We start from the raw sequence: 20,299 nt of genomic DNA on the forward strand, positions 1-20,299 counted from the left end.
ACATAGCACGTTATCCTTGTTGAGTGGAAACGGCCGGCGCTTTAGCGGCGACGAACGCATTGCGGAGCGTGCCGATGCCATCGACTTCGCACTCAATGACTGTTCCCGGACCGACGAGCTCAGCGCCGACCGGGCTTCCTGTTAAAATGACATCACCCGGCTGCAGCGTCATTACATACGATAAATACGAAATCATTTTGCTGATCGAAATAATCATCAGCTCGGTCGGGCTGTTTTGTTTTTCTTCGCCATTGACCCGCGCTTTGACCGCCACCGACCGCGGATCGAGTTCCGTTTCAATAACCGGACCGAGCGGCGTGAACGTATCGAACGATTTTCCAATCGTCCAATGGCCATCCGGGTGGAAAAATTGCGGCGCAGTAACGTCGTTGGCGACCGTATAACCAAAAATGTACGCCCATACGTCCTCCTCGCTCACTTGTTTTGCCTCTTTGCCGATGACGACAGCCAGCTCGGATTCAAATTTCACTTCGCTGATTCCGTTCGGAATGACAATATCCGCTTCCGGACCGATGACCGATGAAGACGGTTTAAAGAAAAAGACGGGAATGTCCGGCAGTTCAGCCGGCAGCTGTTCGCGCGCCGCCACATAGTTGGCGCCAATGCCGATTACATGGCGCGGCACAAGCGGCGCCACGAACGAAACGCCGTCGCAGCGGAATACGTTTCCGGTATAATCCCAAGCAGCAAACATGTCGCCTTCAATTTCACGGATGACTTCGCCGCTCACTACACCGGCGCGAATGGCGCCCTCGGCGATAAAACGGGCAAACTTCATTGGCGGTTACCCCTCTCTTACACGATTTTTTCCTTCATACTTCTCCTTGTTTCGAGCCACCCCGGTCTCCATGGCAGCGCGGGCAACAGCGGAGGCGACCGACGACACAACGCGTTGGTCGAACGGGTTCGGGATGACGTACTCCTCGGTCAGTTCTTCCCGCTGAATGAGTCCGGCGATGGCCTCAGCAGCGGCAATTTTCATCGCCTCGTTAATTTGCGTCGCCCGCACATCGAGCGCACCGCGGAAAATGCCGGGGAACGCGAGCACATTGTTCACTTGGTTCGGCAAGTCTGACCGGCCGGTCGCCACGACAGCAGCCCCAGCTGCTTTTGCCTCATCCGGCATGATTTCCGGCACCGGATTGGCCAAGGCGAATACGACCGCCCCTCGGTTCATCGACCGAACCATCGCCGGCGTCAGCGCGCCGGCAACCGAGACGCCGACAAACACGTCAGCGCCTGAAATGACCTCTTCAAGCATTCCAGATACGCGGCGCTGATTCGTTTGTTTCGCCAATTCCTCTTTCATGGCATTCATCCCGTATGGGCGCCCTTCGTAAATCGCCCCTTTTGTGTCACAAACAATGAGGTCGCCGACCCCGATCGTCAACAGCAGCTTGGCGATCGCCACCCCGGCAGCGCCTGCGCCGTTGATGACGATCCGGCAATCGGCGAGCCGTTTGCCGACGACTTTTAAGGCGTTCGTCAACCCAGCAGCGACGACGATCGCCGTGCCGTGCTGATCGTCGTGAAATACTGGGATCGCCATTTCTTGGCGCAGCCGCTCTTCAATGACAAAACAGGCAGGTGCAGCAATATCTTCCAAATTGATGCCGCCAAATGTTGGCTCGAGCAGCTTGACGGTTTGGATGATTTGTTCCGGATCTTCGGTGTCCAAGCAGATCGGCACCGCATCAATGCCGGCGAACGCTTTAAACAAGGCGGCTTTCCCTTCCATCACCGGAAGCGCTGCCCGCGCACCGATGTTGCCGAGCCCGAGCACCGCAGTGCCGTTTGAAACAACGGCGACGAAATTGCCTTTCATCGTATAATCATACATCCCATCTTCGTTGGCATAAATTTCTTTGCACGGTTCGGCCACTCCCGGCGAATAAATAACACTTAAGTCATTCGCATCCACGACCGGCACTTTCACTTCAACCGAAAGTTTTCCTTTTGCCTGTCGGTGGACAAACAATGCTCGTTCCCGCAAATTTTCCATAGCCGATCCCTAGCTACTAACCTCGTCCCATCGATGCCGCCTTTGTGCTTCTTCGCGTTCTGCAGCCGGCCAGTAGCAACTAGGAGCTGCCTCCTTTCCAATTATTTTTACTGAATTTTCTGATTGTCGTGAGTAGGAAGGAACAAGGGCGCTCAGCCCTTGTTCCAGAGCGACAAGTTGCTTATTGCTGAACGGCGGCAAATTTTGCTTTCGCTTCTTGGCGGCGGCGATGCAAAATCGGCTCCGTATAGCCGTTTGGCTGTTCATAGCCGAGGAAGATGAGATCGCATGCCGCTTGGAACGCCACCGAATCGTCGTAGTTTGGCGCCATCGGGCGGTAGTTCGGGTCGCCGGCGTTTTGTTCGTCGACGACTTTCGCCATTCGCTTCAGCGTCTCGAGCACTTGCTCTTTCGTGCAAATGCCGTGGTGGAGCCAGTTGGCAAGAATTTGGCTCGAAATGCGGAGCGTCGCCCGGTCTTCCATCAGTCCGATGTTGTGGATGTCCGGCACTTTCGAGCAGCCGATCCCTTGATCGATCCAGCGGACGACATAACCTAAAATGCTTTGGCAGTTGTTGTCGAGCTCTTCTTGGATTTCATCCGCCGTCCATTGCGGGTTGTTGACGAACGGAATTTGCAAAATGTCATCGCGGTAATCGTTCCGGTCATTGGCCAGCTCGTTTTGTACAGCGGCGACATTCACCTGATGATAATGAAGCGCATGGAGCGTAGCGGCTGTCGGCGACGGCACCCATGCGGTGTTCGCGCCGGCTTTTAATTGCGCTCCTTTTTGTTTCAGCATTTCCGCCATCAAGTCCGGCATCGCCCACATCCCTTTGCCGATTTGCGCCCGGCCGCGGAAGCCGGCAGCGAGCCCGACGGCCACGTTCGATTTTTCATAACCGGCAAGCCATGTCGACGATTTCATATCGTTTTTGCGCAACATCGGCCCCGCTTCCATCGATGTATGAATTTCGTCCCCAGTCCGGTCAAGGAAGCCGGTGTTGATGAAGACGATGCGATCGCGCACTTCGTAAATGCAGTTTTTCAAGTTGAGCGATGTCCGTCGCTCTTCATCCATGACACCGATTTTAATCGTATTTCGCTTGAGGTCGAGCATATCTTCGACGCGGTCAAACAGCTCGTTGGCAAACGCCACTTCCGCTGATCCGTGCATTTTCGGCTTGACGATGTAAATCGAGCCTTTGCGCGAGTTCAAGTAGCGCGTGTTGCCGATCAGCGAATGTTTCATGATCAAGCTCGTAATCACCGCATCGATGATCCCTTCATGCACTTCTTCACCGTTCGCATCCAAAATGGCGTTGTTTGTCATCAGATGGCCGACATTGCGCACGAACATGAGCGAACGACCCGGCAGCACAAGCTCTCCGCCATCCGGCGTTTTATATACGCGGTCCGGATTCAAGGCACGCGTAAACAGTTTCCCGTTTTTCTCAAACGTCGCCGTCAAATCACCTTTCATCAAACCAAACAAGTTGCGATACACGACCACTTTATCCTCGGCATCGACAGCTGCGACCGAATCTTCGCCGTCCATAATCGTCGTCACGGCTGCTTCTAGGACAATGTCTTTGACACCGGCTTGATCCGTTTTGCCGACAGGATGTTCACGGTCGATTTGAATTTCAATATGAAGGCCGTTGTTTTTCAGCAGCACTGCCGTCGGGTTTTGCGGCTCACCTTGGAAGCCGACGAATTTTTCCGGCTCTTTCAGCCCTGTTGTCGCCCCGCCTTCTGTCGTCACGACAAGCTGCCTGTCAACAATGGCGTACTGGACAGCGTCTTCATGGGAATATTGCGCAAGCGGCACCGCTTCATCTAAAAACTGCCGCCCGTAGGCGATGACTTTCGCTCCGCGAACCGGGTTGTATGACGAACCGCGCTCAGCGCCGTCTTCTTCACTAATGGCGTCCGTGCCATACAGCGCATCATACAAGCTTCCCCAGCGGGCGTTGGCGGCATTCAAAGCGTAACGGGCGTTCGTCAGCGGTACGACGAGCTGCGGCCCGGCTTGCACGGCAATTTCATCATCGACATTGTCGGTCGTAATCTCAAAATCTTCCACTTCCGGCTCCAAATAGCCGATGCCCGTCAAAAACGCTTTATATTCGTCAAAATCGAAGCGGCCGCGATGGTTTTTATACCACTCATTCAATTTCTCCTGAATCTCGTCGCGGCGCGCGAGCAGCTCCTTATTGCGCGGCGTCAAGTCGGCGATCAGCGCGGCAAAATCGCGCCAAAATTTGTCTTGGTCAAGCCCGCTGCTCGGCAACAGCTCCTCATTGACAAAATCGTACAACACTTTCGCAACTTGAATGGTCCCCGTTTGCACATATTCAGCCATCGTTTCTTTCTCCCTTCTTGTTTCTTATTACGAAACACTGTTTCTTAATTGATCTAAAAAGATGATACCATGAAACGAAACCGCTGACAATCGTTTTTGCAAAATTTTCATTTTACTGCCGACGGCGTCCGTTTTGTCTCTACACACCGTCCTGGCGTCGGAAACAGCTTGCCGGCGTTGAGCAAGTTTTTCGGATTGAACACGTCGCGGATCGCCGTTTGCGCCAAAATTTCTTCGTCGTTGAAAATAAAGCGCATCTCTTCTTTTTTCTCAAGGCCAACGCCATGCTCCCCGGTGATCGACCCGCCGACAGCCGCGCACGCCTTGAGGCATTCGCTTCCGGCTGCGAGCGCCCGCTCCGTCTCCCCTGGTTGGTTGGCATCAAACAGAACGAGCGGATGCAAGTTGCCATCGCCGGCATGGAAAATGTTTGCAATCCTCAACCGATATTTACGGCTAATGTTGGCAATTTCCCGCAACACTTCCGGCAGCCGGCTGCGCGGAATGACGCCGTCTTGCACTAAATAGTCGGGCGAAATCGCTCCCATGGCGCCAAAGCCGGTTTTCCGATTCGCCCACCAGCGGGCCCGTTCTTCTTCCGACTCAGCCACCCTCACTTCACGCACATGATGGCGGCGGCAAATCGTTAAAATGTCGTCAATTTGTTCGCCGATCCCGGCAGAAATGCCGTCCACTTCAATGAGCAAAAGCGCGGCGATATCTTTCGGATGCCCAACCGGAAACGCGGCCGCTTCGACCGCTTCTATGGCCGTTTGGTCCATCATCTCAAGCGCCGCCGGCACGATCCCGGCGGAAATAATGTCGGAAACAGTTTGGCTTGCGTCTTCGACTTCATCAAAATAAGCGAGCACCGTCTGTTTCGCCTCGGGATTTTTCAGCAGACGGACGGTAATTTTCGTCACGATGCCAAGCGTCCCCTCTGATCCGGTCAACAGCCCGAGCAAGTCGTAGCCGGGCGGGTCAGGAACGCCGTTTTCTCCAATTTCAACGATTTCGCCATCGGGCAAGACGACTTCAAGACCTAAAATATGGTTCGTCGTCACCCCGTATTTTAAGCAATGGGCGCCGCCAGCGTTTTCCGCGACATTGCCGCCGATCGTGCAGCAATATTGGCTCGACGGGTCAGGCGCATAGTAATAGCCGCGGTGCGCGACGGAATTCGTCAGCTTCAAGTTGACAAACCCCGGTTCAACAACAGCGCGCCGGTTTTCGAGATCGACGTGCAAAAGCCGCTTCATCCGCGTCAAGCTAATGACGACTTCCCCGTTTAACGGAATCGCCCCGCCGCTTAACCCTGTGCCAGCACCGCGGGCGAGAAACGGCAGCTCGTGCTCATAGCAATATTTGACGACCGCTGCCACTTCTTCCGTGCTATTCGGAAATACGACCGCTTTCGGCAAATGGCGGTGGACGGTAAAGCCGTCGCAGTCATACGCCATTAAATCTTCCTTCCGGTACAAAATCGCCGTTTCGCCGACAATGCGGGCGAGCGCCCGAATGTGCGGGTCGTTCGTTGCAATGGGCCGTTTTCTCATATGCGCACGTCCTTCCCTTCCTCTTTTTGGTACGCCCAATCTAACAGCTGCACCGTATGGACGATTTTTTGGTTCCGCCCGTGTTTCATGACGCCAAGCGCCATTTGCAGCATGCAGCCCGGGTTGCCCATCGAGATGAGTTCCACTTCTTGCGGCACGTTTTGCATTTTGCTCTCCAGCACCGCCTGCGCCATTTCCGGGTGGGTGATGTTGTAAATCCCCGCGCTGCCGCAGCAGCGGTCGGCGTTCGACATGGCGACCATCTCCACGCCTGGAATGCTGTTGATTACAGCGCGCGGCTCCTGGCGGATGCCTTGGCCATGGGCTAAATGGCACGCATCATGGTACGTGAGGCGCACGTTCAGTTCCGCTTTCGGCGGCTTGAAGCCCGTGTCATGCAAAAATTTGGACACATCCTCGACTTTGGAGGCAAACTGTTCCGCTTTTTCATGCCATGTTGGGTCATGCCGGAACAACTCCGGATACTCCTTCAACATCGCGCCGCAACCGGCGGCGTTGACGATCACATGGTCGACCCCTTGAAACGCCTCAATGTTTTGCTTGGCGAGCTTCCGCCCCGTTTCGCGGTCGCCGGCATGAACATGAAGCGCCCCGCAACACGTCTGGTTCGGCACGATGACGACATCGTTGCCGTTACGCGTCAACACGCGGATCGTCGCCTCGTTAATGTCGGAGAACATCACGTCCATCACGCAGCCGGTCAAGATCGCGACCGTCCGCTTCGTTTCCCCTTTGGCCTTAATCAGCGGCTCACGCTTATATTTTTTCCGTACCGGCGTGCCGACTTCCGGCAAAATGGCCTCCATCTCGGCCAAATGGTCCGGCATTATCCGCAGCACCCCGGTCTTACGCGCCACCGTCTGCAGCCCGCTTTTTTGGTATAGCTTCAACAGGCGGCCAAACCAATCAAGGCGCGACGGGTGCGGGAACACCCCTTTTAAGAAAAAGTCGCTCACCAGCGCCTTCCAGCCCGTGAGCGGCACCGCCTGGCGAAGCTGGCCGCGCACTTGTTCAATGAGTCCGCCGACATCGACATCAGCCGGACACGCTGTCGTGCAGGCGCGGCAGTCTAGGCACGTAAAAATCGGGTCAAGCAAATCCGGCGTTAAATCAAGCTTCCCTTCGCCGACCGACTTCATCAAATGAACGCGGCCGCGCGGGGAGTGCTGCTCTTCGCCGGTTTGTTCGTACGTCGGACACGACTCTAAACACATGCCGCAATGGACGCAGTCGGCCCATTTGCTCGGGTCGGGCAAATCGCTAAACCGGTAGTTGCCAAGGCTTGCGGTCGCACAAGCCGGGCTGTCCGCCCGCTCATTCATCACTGTGCTCATCGTTAAATCCCCCCAATAAAGCGCTGATCGTTAACCGTTTTGTTTGGATCAACTTTCCGCTTAATGCCTTCGAGCAAGAAAAAGTACGACGGCTTTCCGCCCCAGACATCGATGCGCTGGCGCAGCGAAAACGGCAAATGCTTGACGACCGCATAGCCGCCCAAGCGGACCGCCGTTTGGCGCAACTCCTCAATGGCGGCGGCGACCCCCTCTTCACTGCCGCGCACATACGCCTGACAAAGTCCATGGCCCAACCCGCCGTGCGCTTCGACCTGAACGTGGCAGCGATCAGCAATTAACGCGCTTTCCCGCAAGATCGAGAGCACGTCCAAGTTGACGACGCCGATTTTCACCGCCGCTTCCACGCTGTCCCTCACGGTTGTCAGACGCCCGTTCGGCGCGATCGTGTAAAACATCCGCCAAAAAGCTTCCACCTTCTCACCGGCTAAAATGGCCATCGCAGCCGTCCTCGGACAGAGACGTTCCACCCACTGCTCTTGATAATGGACGGCCTTTTCCACGTCTTCAAACCCGATCGCGAGCGTATAGACAGGACGCCCCGTCAACCGTTCGGCAAGCGCGGGGTTGAGCAGTTCAAAACAAACCGGCTCCATCATCGTATCAAGGAAGGAAACAGCGAACGAGCGAATCTCGTGAACATCGCCGCTTGGGAACGATAACAAAACAACGCTTTCATATTTCGCGAGCGGCCGGAGCTTCAACGTGATCTCGCTCAGCACGCCAAGCGTCCCCATCGCCCCGATAAACAGTTTATTCATGTCATAACCGGCGACGTTTTTCACTACTTTGCCGCCGGAGCGGATGACCGTGCCGTCCGGATACAAGATGCGCAGCCCGATGACCGAATCGCGCGCTGATCCGTAGCCAAGCCGCTTCGGTCCGCTGTCGTTCGCGGCAATCACTCCGCCGATCGTCGCTTCATCCGGCCAGAACGGATCTAACGCTACTTTTTGCCGGTGCGGGGCAAGCGCGCGCTGCAAATCACCGAACACCGTTCCCGCTTTCACGGTGACGGTCATGTCGGCGGCCGCTTGTTCGACAATGCCGGCATAGTTTTCCAAAGACAGCAAAATATCTGCCTGTTCCCGCTGCCCGCCAAACCCTCGTTTCGTGCCGCGGCCCGTGACGACGACTTTTTTGCCATGATGGTTGGCATAACGGAGCACCGCGGCGATGTCTTCTTCCGTCCGCGGGTAAATGGTCACCACGCCGCTATTGCCAAGCGGGTGAGGGGATTCATTTGTTTTGATTTGTTCCGGATGCAAGAAAGCGCTTAACTCATCCAGCCATGTCAATGAGAGCATTGTCGCCCCTCCTTCGTTTCGCGATAGGAAACAATGTTTCTTTTTTAATTTTTAAAAAAAGCGAAACGCGCTCGACGTTTCAGCCAAATCCACCTCCTGCAGGAGGTGCCGCTACCTCTATTAAATCATTGATGACCCATTTTTTCAATGAATTTTTTGAATTTCCATATCATTTTGTTCATTCCGTCTCTTTTACCGTCACCCCGACTCGCCGCTCGAACAGTTGGATGACCGCCGACATATCCAAATCAGCGAGACCGGCGGCCATCGCCGCAGCAAACGTTTCCTCAGCCCCAGTGCCAAGGCAGCGGTTGATGCCGATTTCGTTCATGAGTGCATTCGCCAAGCGCACGTCTTTATGTACATACTTCACCGCCCCGCCGGGCGCAAATTGACGCGGCAGCACGAACTGCTCCATATGGCGGCGCAGCATCCGGCTGTCCCCATAGCTTTCTTTCAACAGCCGATACAGCTTCCCGGCGTCGAGCCCGTAAGCGACGCCGGCAACCATCGCTTCCGCCGCGGCGACGGAATGGACGGCGACCAAATATTGATTGAGCACTTTCGCCACGCTGCCGGCGCCGCTTTCCCCTAAATATTCGACCGTCTTTCCCAACACACCGAGCAGCGGGCGCACCCGCTCCCACGCTGCTTGGTCGCCGCCGACCATCATCGTGAGCGTCCCTTGTTCCGCCCCTTCCGGCCCGCCGCTTACTGGCGCATCCAAATAAGCGACGCCGCGCTCGCCGGCCCGCTCGGCCACAAGACGGCTCGTCTTTGGACCGACGGTCGTAAAGTCGAGGCAAACCGCTCCCGGACGGGCCGCATGGAGAATGCCTCCTTCCCCTGTATAGACATTGATGACATCATCCGGCATGGACAGGCATGTGCAAATCACATCGACTTCGCTCGCCAACGCCGTGATCGTCCCCGCCTGCCGGGCGCCCCGTTCCACCAGCGGCGCCGCCTTTTCTTCGGTGCGGTTGTACACCGTAACATCGAAGCCGGCATCCAGCAGCCGCTTCGCCATGCGCGAGCCCATCACGCCCAACCCGATAAAGCCGACGCTCGTCATCGTCCTGCACCTCCTTTCATGCGATATGGTTCATACCAGGCAAAGCTCTCGCTGCTTTCCCGCGCCGGGATGTACTCGAGCCCGATCGCCCCGCTGTAACCGCGCTCCTGCAAAAACGAAAAAATATCGTCATACGGCAGCACCCCCGTCCCCGGCTCATGCCGCCCCGGGGCATCGGCGAATTGTACATGGGCAATGAGCGGCTCGTAAGCAGCAAACGTCGCCGTCACATCAAAACCAAGCCGTGCCATATGATACACGTCGTACTGCAGCTTTACGTTCGGCCGGCCGAGATCGCGAATGATCGCCGCAGCTTCCTCAATATTCGTTAAAAAGTACCCCGGCATATCGAACGGATTGATTGGCTCGATCGTTAACGTCAGGCCATGGGCGGCAAGCGCGGCAGCTGCTTCCTCGAGGCGGCGGAGATACGTCTCCTTCGCCTGCTCCCGCGGCATATCCTTTGGCACGATCCCAGCCATGCAATGAAGATGCGGCACGCCAAGCTTTAGCGCATAACGCACACCGTCTTCAAGCGCGCGGCGGAATTCATCATGACGGTCGGGGAAAATCGCGAGTCCGCGCTCTCCCTTTTCCCAATCGCCAGCCGGCAAGTTGATCAACACGAGCGACAACCCGTTCCCTCCCAGCTCATCAGCAATCGCTTCCGGCGCCGCCGCATACGGGAACTGGCACTCCACAAGCGAAAACCCGTGCTGCTTCGCCTTCGCGAATCGAGCAAGAAACGGCACTTCAGTAAAAATCGTTGATACATTGACAGCAAACTTCATCGCTATGCTCCTCTCCCCTCATTTCCTCTCCCTTATTCGCCTCACTTCTCGTCAATTCCTGCTTTCACCGCTCTCGTTCTCCTTTTACGCCGTAAAAAACAGGCGCATCAACTCATCAATCAGCCGTTCGCTGTACAAAGAAACAGGGATTTTCTCCGAAGCGTCACGCCATAAATTCAAATACAAAAGCAGCGTATCAATGGATAAGTATGGAGCAATCTCTCCCTTTTCTTGGGCTTCGCGAATCATTTCGATCACCAACGGCAACGCCCGCGTTTCGTAAAGCACATCGACCGAACGGCGAACTTCGTCATCTTCCTGCACGAGGCGGTGGATGAGGTCAGCCCGTATTTCTTTGGCAATCGGCGCTATCAGCTACACAACACGAATTGTCACTTTTTCCAAACGCAATTTGCCGCCTTGATGACACCAACACGGAAAAAGGGCTGCTCCTTCAGGAGACAGCCCTTTTTTGGCGCTCAATCTTCATCGCTGGCGAAAAAGCGCAAAATATAGACAAACAAGTTGATGAAATCAAGGTAAATATTGACGACAATCATCGGAATGTCCGCTTCCGTAAAGCCGTAGCGAGCCAAACGGTTGATGTCGTAAATCGTAAAGCCAAGGAAAATCAAAATCCCTAGCGCCGCCACTCCCATTTGCCCGACGCTCGAGAACGGGATAAACCATTGAATGATCAACAAGCCAAGGAGCGCAAACGCGCCGAGCATCAAAAATCCGCCGAGGAACGAAAAATCTTCTTTCGTTCTCGCCGCATAAATGGCAACGCCCGTAAACGAGACAACCGCTAGGGCAAACGCTTTGAACACCGCCGCGGCGCCAATGATGGAAATGTAGTAGCCGATGAGCGGATAGAGCGTCGCGCCCGAGACGAGCATAAACGCAAACATGAGCGGATAGCCGACCGCTTTTTTGCGGCGAGCGAAAATCATCACAAGAAGCAAAATCAGTTCAAGCGCATAAAGCGGCAAATAAAGGCCGGCCGGCACCCACTGCCCGGCGTACAGACCTGCGGTCGCGACGGCCAAAGCCGCGAGAAATGAAACCGCCAGCTTGGCGACCGGGCTGTGCGGACGATAAACGGTCGATTGATTCATCACGATTCCCCTCCTTTTTCTTTCTAGTTTAGCATATGTTTGTCACTTGTCACAGCCCCCACTTTTTCCGCCGCCATAGCCATCGTGGCCATCCTTATCCGCCGTGCCGCATTTGCCAACGTTCGATCCGTTGAAACCAGCGGGTAGCGAACAGTTTTTTCAGCACTGGCGGGACGACGAACAGGATGAAAAAAATGCGGAACATTTGGTAACTCGTCACGATAGCAAGGCTCGCGCGCGCTTCCTGCGCCAAAATCCCCATCTGATCCATGCCGCCCGGCGCCAAAGCGATGAAGGCGGTCAAATAAGGGACGCCGTGCAAGCTTGTCAGCACAAACGCGGCAGCCATAGAAAACAGAATAAGAGAAAAACCCATGGCAGCCGCCGCAAGCATCATTTTCCGTTTCTCCTTAATATCAGCCGGCTTAAGCGTTAAACCGAGATAAGCCCCCATCGTAATTTGCGCGATGTCCAATATCGGCGTTGGCAAATCCGGTGCGGGCACCCCAGCGATCACCAGCGCCGCCGTCCCGATGATCGGGCCGAGCAAATAGGCGGTCGGCAGTTTCAGGTGCTTGCCAACTAGTGCACCGGCAACGGTAACGATGAAATATAATAAAGCGAGTCCCATCGTCCAATCCGGTCCTTGCTCACTCCCAACGTCCATAGCCGCTCTAGAACCGCCGGAAAAGATCGGGCTCAAAGCGATGAGCGGGACAAGAAAGACAACACCCATAAGGCGCATCACTTGAAAAAGCGTAACAACCGTCACGTCGACTCCTTTTAGCTCCTCGCCGAGAATGAGCATTTGCGACAACCCGCCGGGAATGCTGCCGGTGACGATAGAGCGGAGCGAAATGCCGGTTATGTGCGCCGCCATGCAAGAAAACAGAAAGCTAAACAGCAAAATCAGCACTGTCGCCAACAGCATCGACGGCAGCTGCCGGCCCATCTCGGCGAGCGTCGCCGCCGTCATCGACGTGCCGAGCGTATAGCCGATCGGGATGAGCCCGGCATTGCGAATCGCCATCGGCCAATACAGCTTTCCTTTCAAAAAACGCTCCATTATAAGCAGCACCGCCGCCGGGCCAAGCACCCAGTGAAGCGGAACGCGCAAAAGAGCAAATCCGATGCCACCTGACGCTGCGATGGCAAACGTCAAGGCGATGCGCATCAGGTTGTCCGCCCCTTGTTGTCCTTCCGAAGACAAATGGAACACTTCCCTCCGCCTTTACTGAGCGGCTGTTATCGAACGATCCCTTCTGCTTTTGATGGCGGTGCTTGGGCAAAAAGGGACAGCAACAGCCGCTTAAATGCCAAATAAAAACAGAGGCTGATCCAAAAGGTGGTCCGCCTTCAAGATAAGCCCAACATATAGTGTGGAAGAAACAATCAGTACGCATATATAACAGCGAAAGAGGGTGTCCCGATCCTGTTGAGACACCCTCATTCTTCCCTTCCCATGAACGGCAAAGAGACGTGAAGTCAACTTTTGCGCCGTCTGCTTAATCAGCGAATAAATCCGACGACAAGTACCGTTCGCCCGAATCAGGCGCCATGCAAAGGACGCGGGCGCCTTTCGGGAGCTGCTTGGCCACTTTGATGGCGTAATAGGCGCTCGCAGCAGCCGAGGCGCCGACCAATATGCCTTCCTTCGCCGCCAGTTCGCGTGCCATCTGCTGGGCATCTTCATCTTTGATCAAAAAAATGTCGTCATAAATCGAACGGTTTAAAATGCTTGGGATAAACCCCGGACCTGTGCCGGGAATTTTATGCGGCCCCGGCTTGCCGCCCGACAAGACGGGCGAGCCGTACGGTTCGACGACATAAATGCGCAAATTGGGAATCCGTTTTTTCAATTCTTCCCCCGTTCCCGTCACCGTTCCCCCGGTGCCAGCGGTGAGCACGAACGCATCGAGCCGTCCATCGAACGCTTCGTAAATTTCCACCGCCGTCGTATGCCGATGTGCGTCCGGATTGGCCGGATTTTCAAACTGCATCGGAATAAAGCTGCCCGGGATTTCGCGAGCGAGCCGATTCGCCTCGTCGATCGCTCCTTGCATCCGTTTCTCCGCCGGCGTCAAATGCACTTCTGCTCCGTATGCCTTTAAAATTTTCACCCGTTCGACCGTCGCGTTATCTGGCATCGTGATGATGCAGCGATAACCGCGAGCGGCGCATACCATCGCCAAACCGATGCCGGTGTTGCCGGACGTCGGTTCAATGATCGTGCTTTCTCCCGGCGCAATTTTCCCTTCCGCCTCGGCGCGGCGAATCATTTCCCAAGCCGGTCGATCCTTGACGCTGCCGCCGGGGTTAAACGATTCGAGCTTCATATATACATCCGCCCCGTTCGGATCCGGAAGGCGCCGCAACTTCACGATCGGCGTGCCGCCAATTAAGTCTAAAATCGAGTCATACAGTTTCACGGTGCTTCCCAACCTTTTTGGAATAGATTTCTGACTGCTTCATTATACATGATTTTGCTTTTTTTATTCAAACGGTCTGCCTCGCCTAATGTTGACGGGCATTTCCTGGCCTTTTTTGTAAAAGAAAACTAGTTTTATCGGACATATCGCGATTTTCCCTCTGTTCTAGTTCGATATTCCCCCTTATAATGATAATAAACGACGGAAAGCGAGGTGGCTTTTTTGGCATCTGCCGCACAGCAGCTCGTCACCCATTTAGAAACTCATCTGCCCAGCTTCCTTGCCTATTGGCGGCAACATATGAAAATTGCCGACGATGATAAATACATTGACCGCGTTGAACAAAACAGCTTGGCAATGTTTGCGCTAGTCAAAGAAGCGCTGCTGCGGTCGCTGTCCGGTGAGACAGTCGAACGGCTGGCCAACAAAATTGCCAAGGAACGGGCGGAAATGAACGCCGGCATCGGCACCCTCGTCTACAACGTAAATTTAGGGCGGCGGTTGATCATCAAGCACGCGTTAACCGCACCATTGCCGATCACTGAGCTGGCTCCGCTCGTCGACCATATGAACGAGCTGTTTGATCAATTTTTATTTCATGCCGTCAAGAAATATAACGAACTGAAGGAAGCGGAGCTGCACGAGAAAAATATATTGATCGCTAGGTCGCACCAAGATCGACTGACCTTGCTCGGACAAATGTCGTCCAGTTTTGTTCACGAATTTCGCAATCCGCTGACAGCCATTATCGGCTTTATCCAACTGTTAAAATTTGAGCATCCTCACTTGCCATATTTAGACATTATCGACCATGAGCTGCAGCAGCTGAAATTTCGCATTTCGCAATTTCTGCATGCCTCGCGCAAAGAAATTGTTGAGAGCGAAAAGGAAACGTTTTCGCTGCGCCAACTGTTAGAGGAAATCATAGATTTTTTATACGCAACGATCGTCGACAGCGATGTCGACATTTCGTTGTCGATCGATGAATCCATACATATTTTTGCCTATAAAGATCAGATTCGCCAAGTATTAGTAAACATTTTGCTCAACTCGATCGAAGCGGTGAAAGAAAAGGAAAAACCGCGCCGCATCAAGATCGCTGCCCGCTCTCAGAACGGAACGGTCACTGTCGAAATCGCCAACAACGGTCCAGCGATCCCCGCCAATATCGTCGAGACCATTTTTGAGCCGTTTTTTACGACAAAAAAATTAGGGACGGGCATCGGCCTTTACATTTGCAAAAAAGTGATTGAAGACCATGGCGGGGAAATCAGCTGTTCGTCTGATGCCAATATGACGACCTTCTCCATCCGGCTGCCTGTATAGCGAACGGCGGAAATGGGCATACTGGATGAAAAAAGGTGATGCTGATGAAACCGTCATGGAAAAATTGGCTGAAACAAACAACCGCCGCCATCCGTGAATGGATGCAGCGGGAAACCCATTCGTTCGCCGAGCTGGCCGAACTCATCCGCCATCATCCGGATACCGTCCGATCTGAACGTACATGGCTCGGCTTAACGTACCGGTTTTACTCGCTGGCGCTCGATGGCGCGGCGCTCAAAATGGAAACAAAGGTCACCCCTACCGGAAGCGAGCGCATTTTATTGTTGTCGCTCCACATCCCGCGGGCCAAGGCGGCTGTGTACCGTTGTTACAACGAAACATGCAGCTTGGATGACACCGTCGCCACCCCGCCGCTTTCGCAAAAAACCGCACCGATTTGATCACGGTGCGGTTTTGTTTGTCCTCTTCACCGAAGTGGACTCCGCTTTCAAGCGGGATGAACGCGGGGAAAGAGATCAACCTTTCATGCCTTGCAGCCATTCTTGGTAACACTCCGGGCAGAGCGTTTCTTCACGCTCCTCGCCGTTGGTATGGAACGAAACGTAATGCACGTTGTCGTCGCACTCGCACTGGCAATAAAAGCATGTTTCGTTCATCGTTTTCCCTCCCTTGCCCATTAGTGTGAGCCGCTAAACAGCGGCTGTTGCAAGGGAACTGTTCCCAGTGCGGTCAACGTGATGTGAGCGACAACAAATAATCCAATACCGCTTCTTGCTCCTCCTTCGTAAATCCGGCTTGACGATCGATCCAATATCGATGCCCCTCTCCTGTCACATGCACTGTCGGCAAGGCGGGATCAGCGGTATTCGCAGCGATGACGCGCTGGCGCCACGTCCGGTCAATAAGCGCCCGCAAGCTGTTGCGCGCGTCGGGGACAATGCCTTTTCCGACCGTACCCGCCAGCCCGAGCTCCCCGTTCGGTCCAACCGCCACACCGCCATCATGCAAGTATGGAGCGCTCCAAGCGAGCCCGATCAGACTCGGCACTTTATACCCTCCCGGCGAATCGCCATGAGCAAAGGAGAGCCGGATTTGTTCTGGATCTAAATGATCAGTCGGCACTTTCAACACCTTCGCCCCTTTTGGAATCGGCACCGGCGTGTCAGGAGTGTACAACACTGACTCTCCAAACACTTTTTCTGTTTTCTTCAACGCTTTCGCCCGCGACGGCTCGGTGCCCACTACATTAGCGGCGACGACGCGGTTATTCGTCAAATACGCCCCTGCATGGCAGCGGATGCAGCCGGCGCGGACGAACACCTTCCGCCCTTTCGCCACCCGTCCTGCGCTGATCCGTTCGTTTGGCGGCGGCGGACTGAGCGTATTTTGCCATGCGGCGACAGCGTTGTTTTGCTCGTTAAACCGATACCCCGGCTCGCTGACAATCAATCCGTCCGGAGCGACAAGCGACACCTTTGGAAATTGCGGCGGGGCAACAAGCTGGTTAACCCCAACCGTGTTCGGCGTCGGGTCGACTTTGGCAAAAAAGACAGACGGTTTCTCCTTCGTCGTCGGCTGATAGCGATATCGCGGATTGGCCGCATTTTGCAAAATCGTGCCGAGATACACTTCCTTGTCAATGCCAAAGAGCGCGTCGCTAATTTCCGCTTGGGCCAGCGAATCGGCGTTTTGCGCATGCACGTTGTTGCTGAAAGCGGACAAACCATGAAACGGGCCAGCGGCGGCAAAACCGCTCCACCCGTACGGATGGTCGCCGCGTGTGAACGAGTCGGGAATTTGCGCCGGATTCGCTTTCATGTCGATCGTCGAATCAAAATTGCCGCGCGGCCAGCTGGCAAAAATGCGGTCGACTTCCCGCTCAAGCCGCTCCGGATCCGGAAGCGCCGCTTTACGTCCGCGCGAGTCAACGATCGTCCGATCGAGCGAGCCGATATAGTCGCGCAACGAACGAATGTTGGCATGAGTGAAATAGGCAGCCGAATTCGTCGCCAATGCCATCAGCAGCCCGGCGTTTAAGTCATTGTTCGGCGCCCCTTCCACCACTTTTTTCGTCTGCGGATCGACCGTCGCGTGACAAGCCGCGCAGCTAATGCCGACGCGCACGCGGCCGCCGTCGGTCACAATCGGCATCCCGAGCGGCAAGTATGACCCTTTCGGCACATCGATGCCGGTGTCAATCAACTCCCCTTTTTTATACGTCCGGTCGCCGATCGTTACATCTTCCGCAAGCGGCACGCGCAAGTTCGTCGTCCCTTCCCCTCTTAGCGCAGCAATCGCTTTCGCTATATTGACGAGCGTCAGCGGCCCGTCGACGATGCCCATAATGTCGGTTAAGAATACCTAATTTCCAAATGTTTCCTTATAAAACACCTCTTTGCCGAGATGAAGCAGCCGGTCATCGACGAGAACCGCTCCGTCCTCTTCCCGCAAGCGCCCGTTTTCCGCCGATAATGTTTTCACGCGGCCGTCATCCGCGCCGATCCAACGTCCCCACCAGTCGATCCCGGTTCGCTCGCTTGCTTTATACGGCTTCACCGCTTCGTTGTCCGGTACAGCCGCGTACTCGCCCCGGCGCAAAAGAAGAGCGGCCCCGGCAGCCAAAAGAAGGAGAACCGCGATGCCTAACGCAATGGCTGCCTTTTTCATCCGTTCATTCACCCCTTGCATGAAAATGGATTGCAGACATAGTATGCCCCGCCACCGGTAAAACTTGAGGCATACCGCCGGCGCTTTTTTCCGATCGGCCGGCTGCCTCGAAACGCCATCCCCCGACTTTTCCATCACTCCCCACCTATACGGCAGGCAAATGGGCACATACTATGTCACGGAAGGTGGTGAAAGGGATGAAAGCGGCAGGAACGCACGAAACACTCGAGTTGCACGAGCTGCTGATGTTCAAAAACACATGCCTCGCCAAAAGCATGGCCATGCGGCAAATGGTAAGCGACCCGCAACTGAAATCGCTCATCGAGCAAGACATTCAAAAAACAACGCAGCATATCCGCGACTTGCAAAACTTATTATCGTAACGAACGAAGGAGGAATAATGATGCAGGCAACAATGACGCCGACCGGCGTATTAAATGATCAAATGATCGCCGCCGATTATCTCATTGGGGCGAAAAGTGCGATCAAAGGGTGCGCGATGGCCATTGCCGAAGCGGCAACCCCGGAAGTGCGCAATACGCTGAAGCAACATTTAAATGACGCGATTGCGTTTCATGAGCAAATTAGCCAGTATATGGTCAACAAAGGGTACTACCATCCGACCAACGTTCAAGAGCAGTTGCGTATGGATATACAAGCAGCGCAACAAGTGCTGCAATCAGCCGGACGCTAGATGGATTCATGGGATTCGCCCATTAAAGGGGGAATCCCATTTTTTCATCATTTGCCCGCCATTCGCCCATCCTAAATAAAGAAGGAGGTGAACATCATGAATCGCCGATTGACGATATGGGCAGCCATTAGTGCAGTCGTAGTTTTGGCCGTCGTCACTGCCATCCGTTTCAACCGGCCGGCGACCGAAAGAAACACCCCAGCCCCGCCGCGGTTTGAGCCGTTTGACATAAAAGACGCGCGCACCCACCCAACCGTCATCGCCTTAGACAGCCTCGGCGCAGGGGAACAGCTGAAACAACAGTTGAACGAGCACCCGCGCGTTCGGGAAATCCGCCATAACCGCCGTGGCGACCGAAGCCACTATTTTGATAACGAAATCGTCGTCCGTTTCCGGACGGCGCCTGCGGACCGCGACATTCAGCAAATGGAGGCGGCCATTGCCGGACGGCTTGTCAAGCGGCTTGACCATGTGTTTGTGTTCCGTTCGCACGAGCGGACATATGAGGAAATGCGCCGCTATTTCCGCGCGATTCCGGCGGTCGATTATTGCGAGCCGAACTACATTTACATGCAAAATGCCCTTCCGTGGCCAACGGAAGGGCCGAACGATTCGTTTTATGCCCGTTATCAATGGAATTTGCCAGCCATTTATACGGAAGCCGGCTGGACGTTGTCGCGCGGCAGACAAACCGTGCCTGTCGCCGTGATCGACAGCGGTGTCGATGTAACCCATCCAGATTTGGCGCGCCGCCTCGGTCCGGGGTACAACGTATTGGCCGACAACCGCTCTCCGGATGACGAAAACGGCCATGGCACCCATGTTGCCGGCATCATTGCTTCGCAGCCAAATAATGGCGAAGGGGTCGCCGGCATGACATGGTTTAACCCGATCATGGCTGTCAAGGTGTTAAACGCTGACGGCTATGGGACTAGCATTGATGTAGCAAAAGGAATCCGCTGGGCGGTCGACCGCGGAGCGAAAGTCATCAATTTAAGCCTTGGCAATTACCAGCCGTCCTCGGTGCTCGAGGAAGCGATCCGCTACGCTCATGCCCATGACGTCGTGCTTGTGGCGGCTTCCGGCAATGACAGCACGTCCCAGCCGAGCTTTCCGGCCGCTTACCCGGAAGTGATCAGTGTCGGAGCGGTAGACCCGGATCTTTCGTATGCGTTGTACTCCAACTATGGTGATTATGTAGATGTCGTCGCGCCCGGGACGAACATTGCCAGCACGTTTGCCGGACACCGGTACGCAGCCCTTTCCGGCACGTCGATGGCCGCGCCGCACGTCACTGCGCTCGCCGCCTTAATTCGCTCTATCAACCCGCGCCTTACAAACGACGAGGTGCGCCGCATTATTATTCAGAGCGCCGACGATTTAGGCGACCGCGGAAAAGACCCGCATTACGGCTATGGGCTTATTAACGTCTACCGCGCGCTCGAGCTGGCGAAACAGTGAACAAGCGCCCGCCTTCCGTCCCAAACAGCCTGCATCTCCCCTGTTGCGGCAGCGGATGCCTGTATTCCGGGGAGACGTTCAGACTGGGGGGCGCCCACGTTCAACAATGTCCGCATTCCCCTCTTTATCACATGTCCAACGGAAAAGTTCCCG

The 20,299-nt window shown here is 55.0% G+C and carries 18 protein-coding genes and 1 pseudogene; 5 read left to right on the forward strand and 14 right to left on the reverse strand.

The window, feature by feature from the left end:
* Positions 1-10: 10 nt before the first annotated feature.
* The 12 genes from IC803_RS09205 to cysK all read right to left on the reverse strand — a co-directional run bounded on the left by IC803_RS09205 (position 11) and on the right by cysK (position 14,037).
* Positions 11-799 carry a fumarylacetoacetate hydrolase family protein gene (locus IC803_RS09205; RefSeq protein WP_081207537.1) on the reverse strand — a complete coding sequence of 263 codons (789 nt, stop codon included), beginning with the start codon at positions 797-799 and terminating at the stop codon, positions 11-13.
* A 6-nt stretch (positions 800-805) separates the two neighbouring features.
* A complete protein-coding gene (locus tag IC803_RS09210; RefSeq protein WP_081207538.1) occupies positions 806-2,023 on the reverse strand; it encodes an NAD(P)-dependent malic enzyme in 1,218 nt (405 codons plus the stop codon).
* Between the two features lie 181 nt (positions 2,024-2,204).
* On the reverse strand, positions 2,205-4,388 hold the full coding sequence (locus IC803_RS09215; RefSeq protein WP_081207539.1) for a malate synthase G: 2,184 nt from the start codon (positions 4,386-4,388) through the stop codon (positions 2,205-2,207).
* Between the two features lie 107 nt (positions 4,389-4,495).
* Entirely contained in the window at positions 4,496-5,944 is a 1,449-nt protein-coding gene (locus tag IC803_RS09220) for an FAD-linked oxidase C-terminal domain-containing protein (RefSeq protein WP_081207540.1), read from the reverse strand.
* Positions 5,941-7,299, reverse strand: coding sequence for a (Fe-S)-binding protein (locus IC803_RS09225; RefSeq protein WP_081207541.1), 1,359 nt, complete (start codon positions 7,297-7,299; stop codon positions 5,941-5,943). Before IC803_RS09225 ends, IC803_RS09220 begins: the two co-directional genes overlap by 4 nt.
* 2 nt (positions 7,300-7,301) lie before the next feature.
* The gene (locus IC803_RS09230; protein ID WP_081207542.1) at positions 7,302-8,624 is read right to left on the reverse strand and encodes an FAD-binding oxidoreductase; all 1,323 of its coding nucleotides are present in this window, start codon (positions 8,622-8,624) and stop codon (positions 7,302-7,304) included.
* A gap of 178 nt (positions 8,625-8,802) precedes the next feature.
* The gene (locus tag IC803_RS09235; protein WP_081207543.1) at positions 8,803-9,699 is read right to left on the reverse strand and encodes an NAD(P)-dependent oxidoreductase; all 897 of its coding nucleotides are present in this window, start codon (positions 9,697-9,699) and stop codon (positions 8,803-8,805) included.
* Positions 9,696-10,490 carry a hydroxypyruvate isomerase gene (hyi, locus tag IC803_RS09240; RefSeq protein WP_081207544.1) on the reverse strand — a complete coding sequence of 265 codons (795 nt, stop codon included), beginning with the start codon at positions 10,488-10,490 and terminating at the stop codon, positions 9,696-9,698. Before hyi ends, IC803_RS09235 begins: the two co-directional genes overlap by 4 nt.
* An 84-nt stretch (positions 10,491-10,574) precedes the next feature.
* Positions 10,575-10,748, reverse strand: coding sequence for a hypothetical protein (locus IC803_RS18175; protein WP_223811949.1), 174 nt, complete (start codon positions 10,746-10,748; stop codon positions 10,575-10,577).
* 221 nt (positions 10,749-10,969) lie between these two features.
* Positions 10,970-11,608: a Bax inhibitor-1/YccA family protein gene (locus IC803_RS09250; protein ID WP_063166059.1), complete on the reverse strand. Its 639-nt coding sequence runs from the start codon at positions 11,606-11,608 to the stop codon at positions 10,970-10,972.
* A gap of 94 nt (positions 11,609-11,702) precedes the next feature.
* On the reverse strand, positions 11,703-12,782 hold the full coding sequence (locus IC803_RS09255; protein WP_081207545.1) for an AbrB family transcriptional regulator: 1,080 nt from the start codon (positions 12,780-12,782) through the stop codon (positions 11,703-11,705).
* 331 nt (positions 12,783-13,113) lie between these two features.
* Positions 13,114-14,037 (reverse strand): cysteine synthase A, encoded by a 924-nt coding sequence (cysK, locus tag IC803_RS09260; RefSeq protein WP_081207546.1) that lies wholly within the window; start codon positions 14,035-14,037, stop codon positions 13,114-13,116.
* A 222-nt stretch (positions 14,038-14,259) separates the two neighbouring features.
* Here cysK and IC803_RS09265 point away from each other — a divergent pair, with 222 nt between their 5' ends.
* Together IC803_RS09265 and IC803_RS09270 are read left to right on the forward strand one after the other, a co-directional pair.
* Positions 14,260-15,363, forward strand: coding sequence for a histidine kinase N-terminal domain-containing protein (locus IC803_RS09265; protein ID WP_081207547.1), 1,104 nt, complete (start codon positions 14,260-14,262; stop codon positions 15,361-15,363).
* A 44-nt stretch (positions 15,364-15,407) separates the two neighbouring features.
* Positions 15,408-15,764, forward strand: coding sequence for a hypothetical protein (locus tag IC803_RS09270; protein WP_081207548.1), 357 nt, complete (start codon positions 15,408-15,410; stop codon positions 15,762-15,764).
* 75 nt (positions 15,765-15,839) lie between these two features.
* On the opposite strand, the gene IC803_RS09275 is transcribed toward IC803_RS09270, so the two are convergent.
* Both IC803_RS09275 and IC803_RS09280 read right to left on the reverse strand, forming a co-directional pair.
* On the reverse strand, positions 15,840-15,980 hold the full coding sequence (locus IC803_RS09275; protein ID WP_168157886.1) for a hypothetical protein: 141 nt from the start codon (positions 15,978-15,980) through the stop codon (positions 15,840-15,842).
* A 73-nt stretch (positions 15,981-16,053) separates the two neighbouring features.
* Positions 16,054-17,991: pseudogene (locus IC803_RS09280) on the reverse strand (electron transport protein).
* Positions 17,992-18,188: 197 nt separating this feature from the next.
* Between IC803_RS09280 and IC803_RS09285 the strand changes: the two are divergent.
* The 3 genes from IC803_RS09285 to IC803_RS09295 all read left to right on the forward strand — a co-directional run bounded on the left by IC803_RS09285 (position 18,189) and on the right by IC803_RS09295 (position 20,146).
* On the forward strand, positions 18,189-18,374 hold the full coding sequence (locus tag IC803_RS09285) for a spore coat protein (RefSeq protein ID WP_081207549.1): 186 nt from the start codon (positions 18,189-18,191) through the stop codon (positions 18,372-18,374).
* A 20-nt stretch (positions 18,375-18,394) separates the two neighbouring features.
* Positions 18,395-18,685 (forward strand): spore coat protein, encoded by a 291-nt coding sequence (locus IC803_RS09290; RefSeq protein ID WP_063166064.1) that lies wholly within the window; start codon positions 18,395-18,397, stop codon positions 18,683-18,685.
* Between the two features lie 96 nt (positions 18,686-18,781).
* Entirely contained in the window at positions 18,782-20,146 is a 1,365-nt protein-coding gene (locus IC803_RS09295) for a S8 family peptidase (protein ID WP_081207550.1), read from the forward strand.
* Positions 20,147-20,299 lie beyond the last annotated feature (153 nt).

Source organism: Geobacillus sp. 46C-IIa (assembly GCF_014679505.1).
Taxonomy (GTDB): Bacteria; Bacillota; Bacilli; order Bacillales; family Anoxybacillaceae; genus Geobacillus.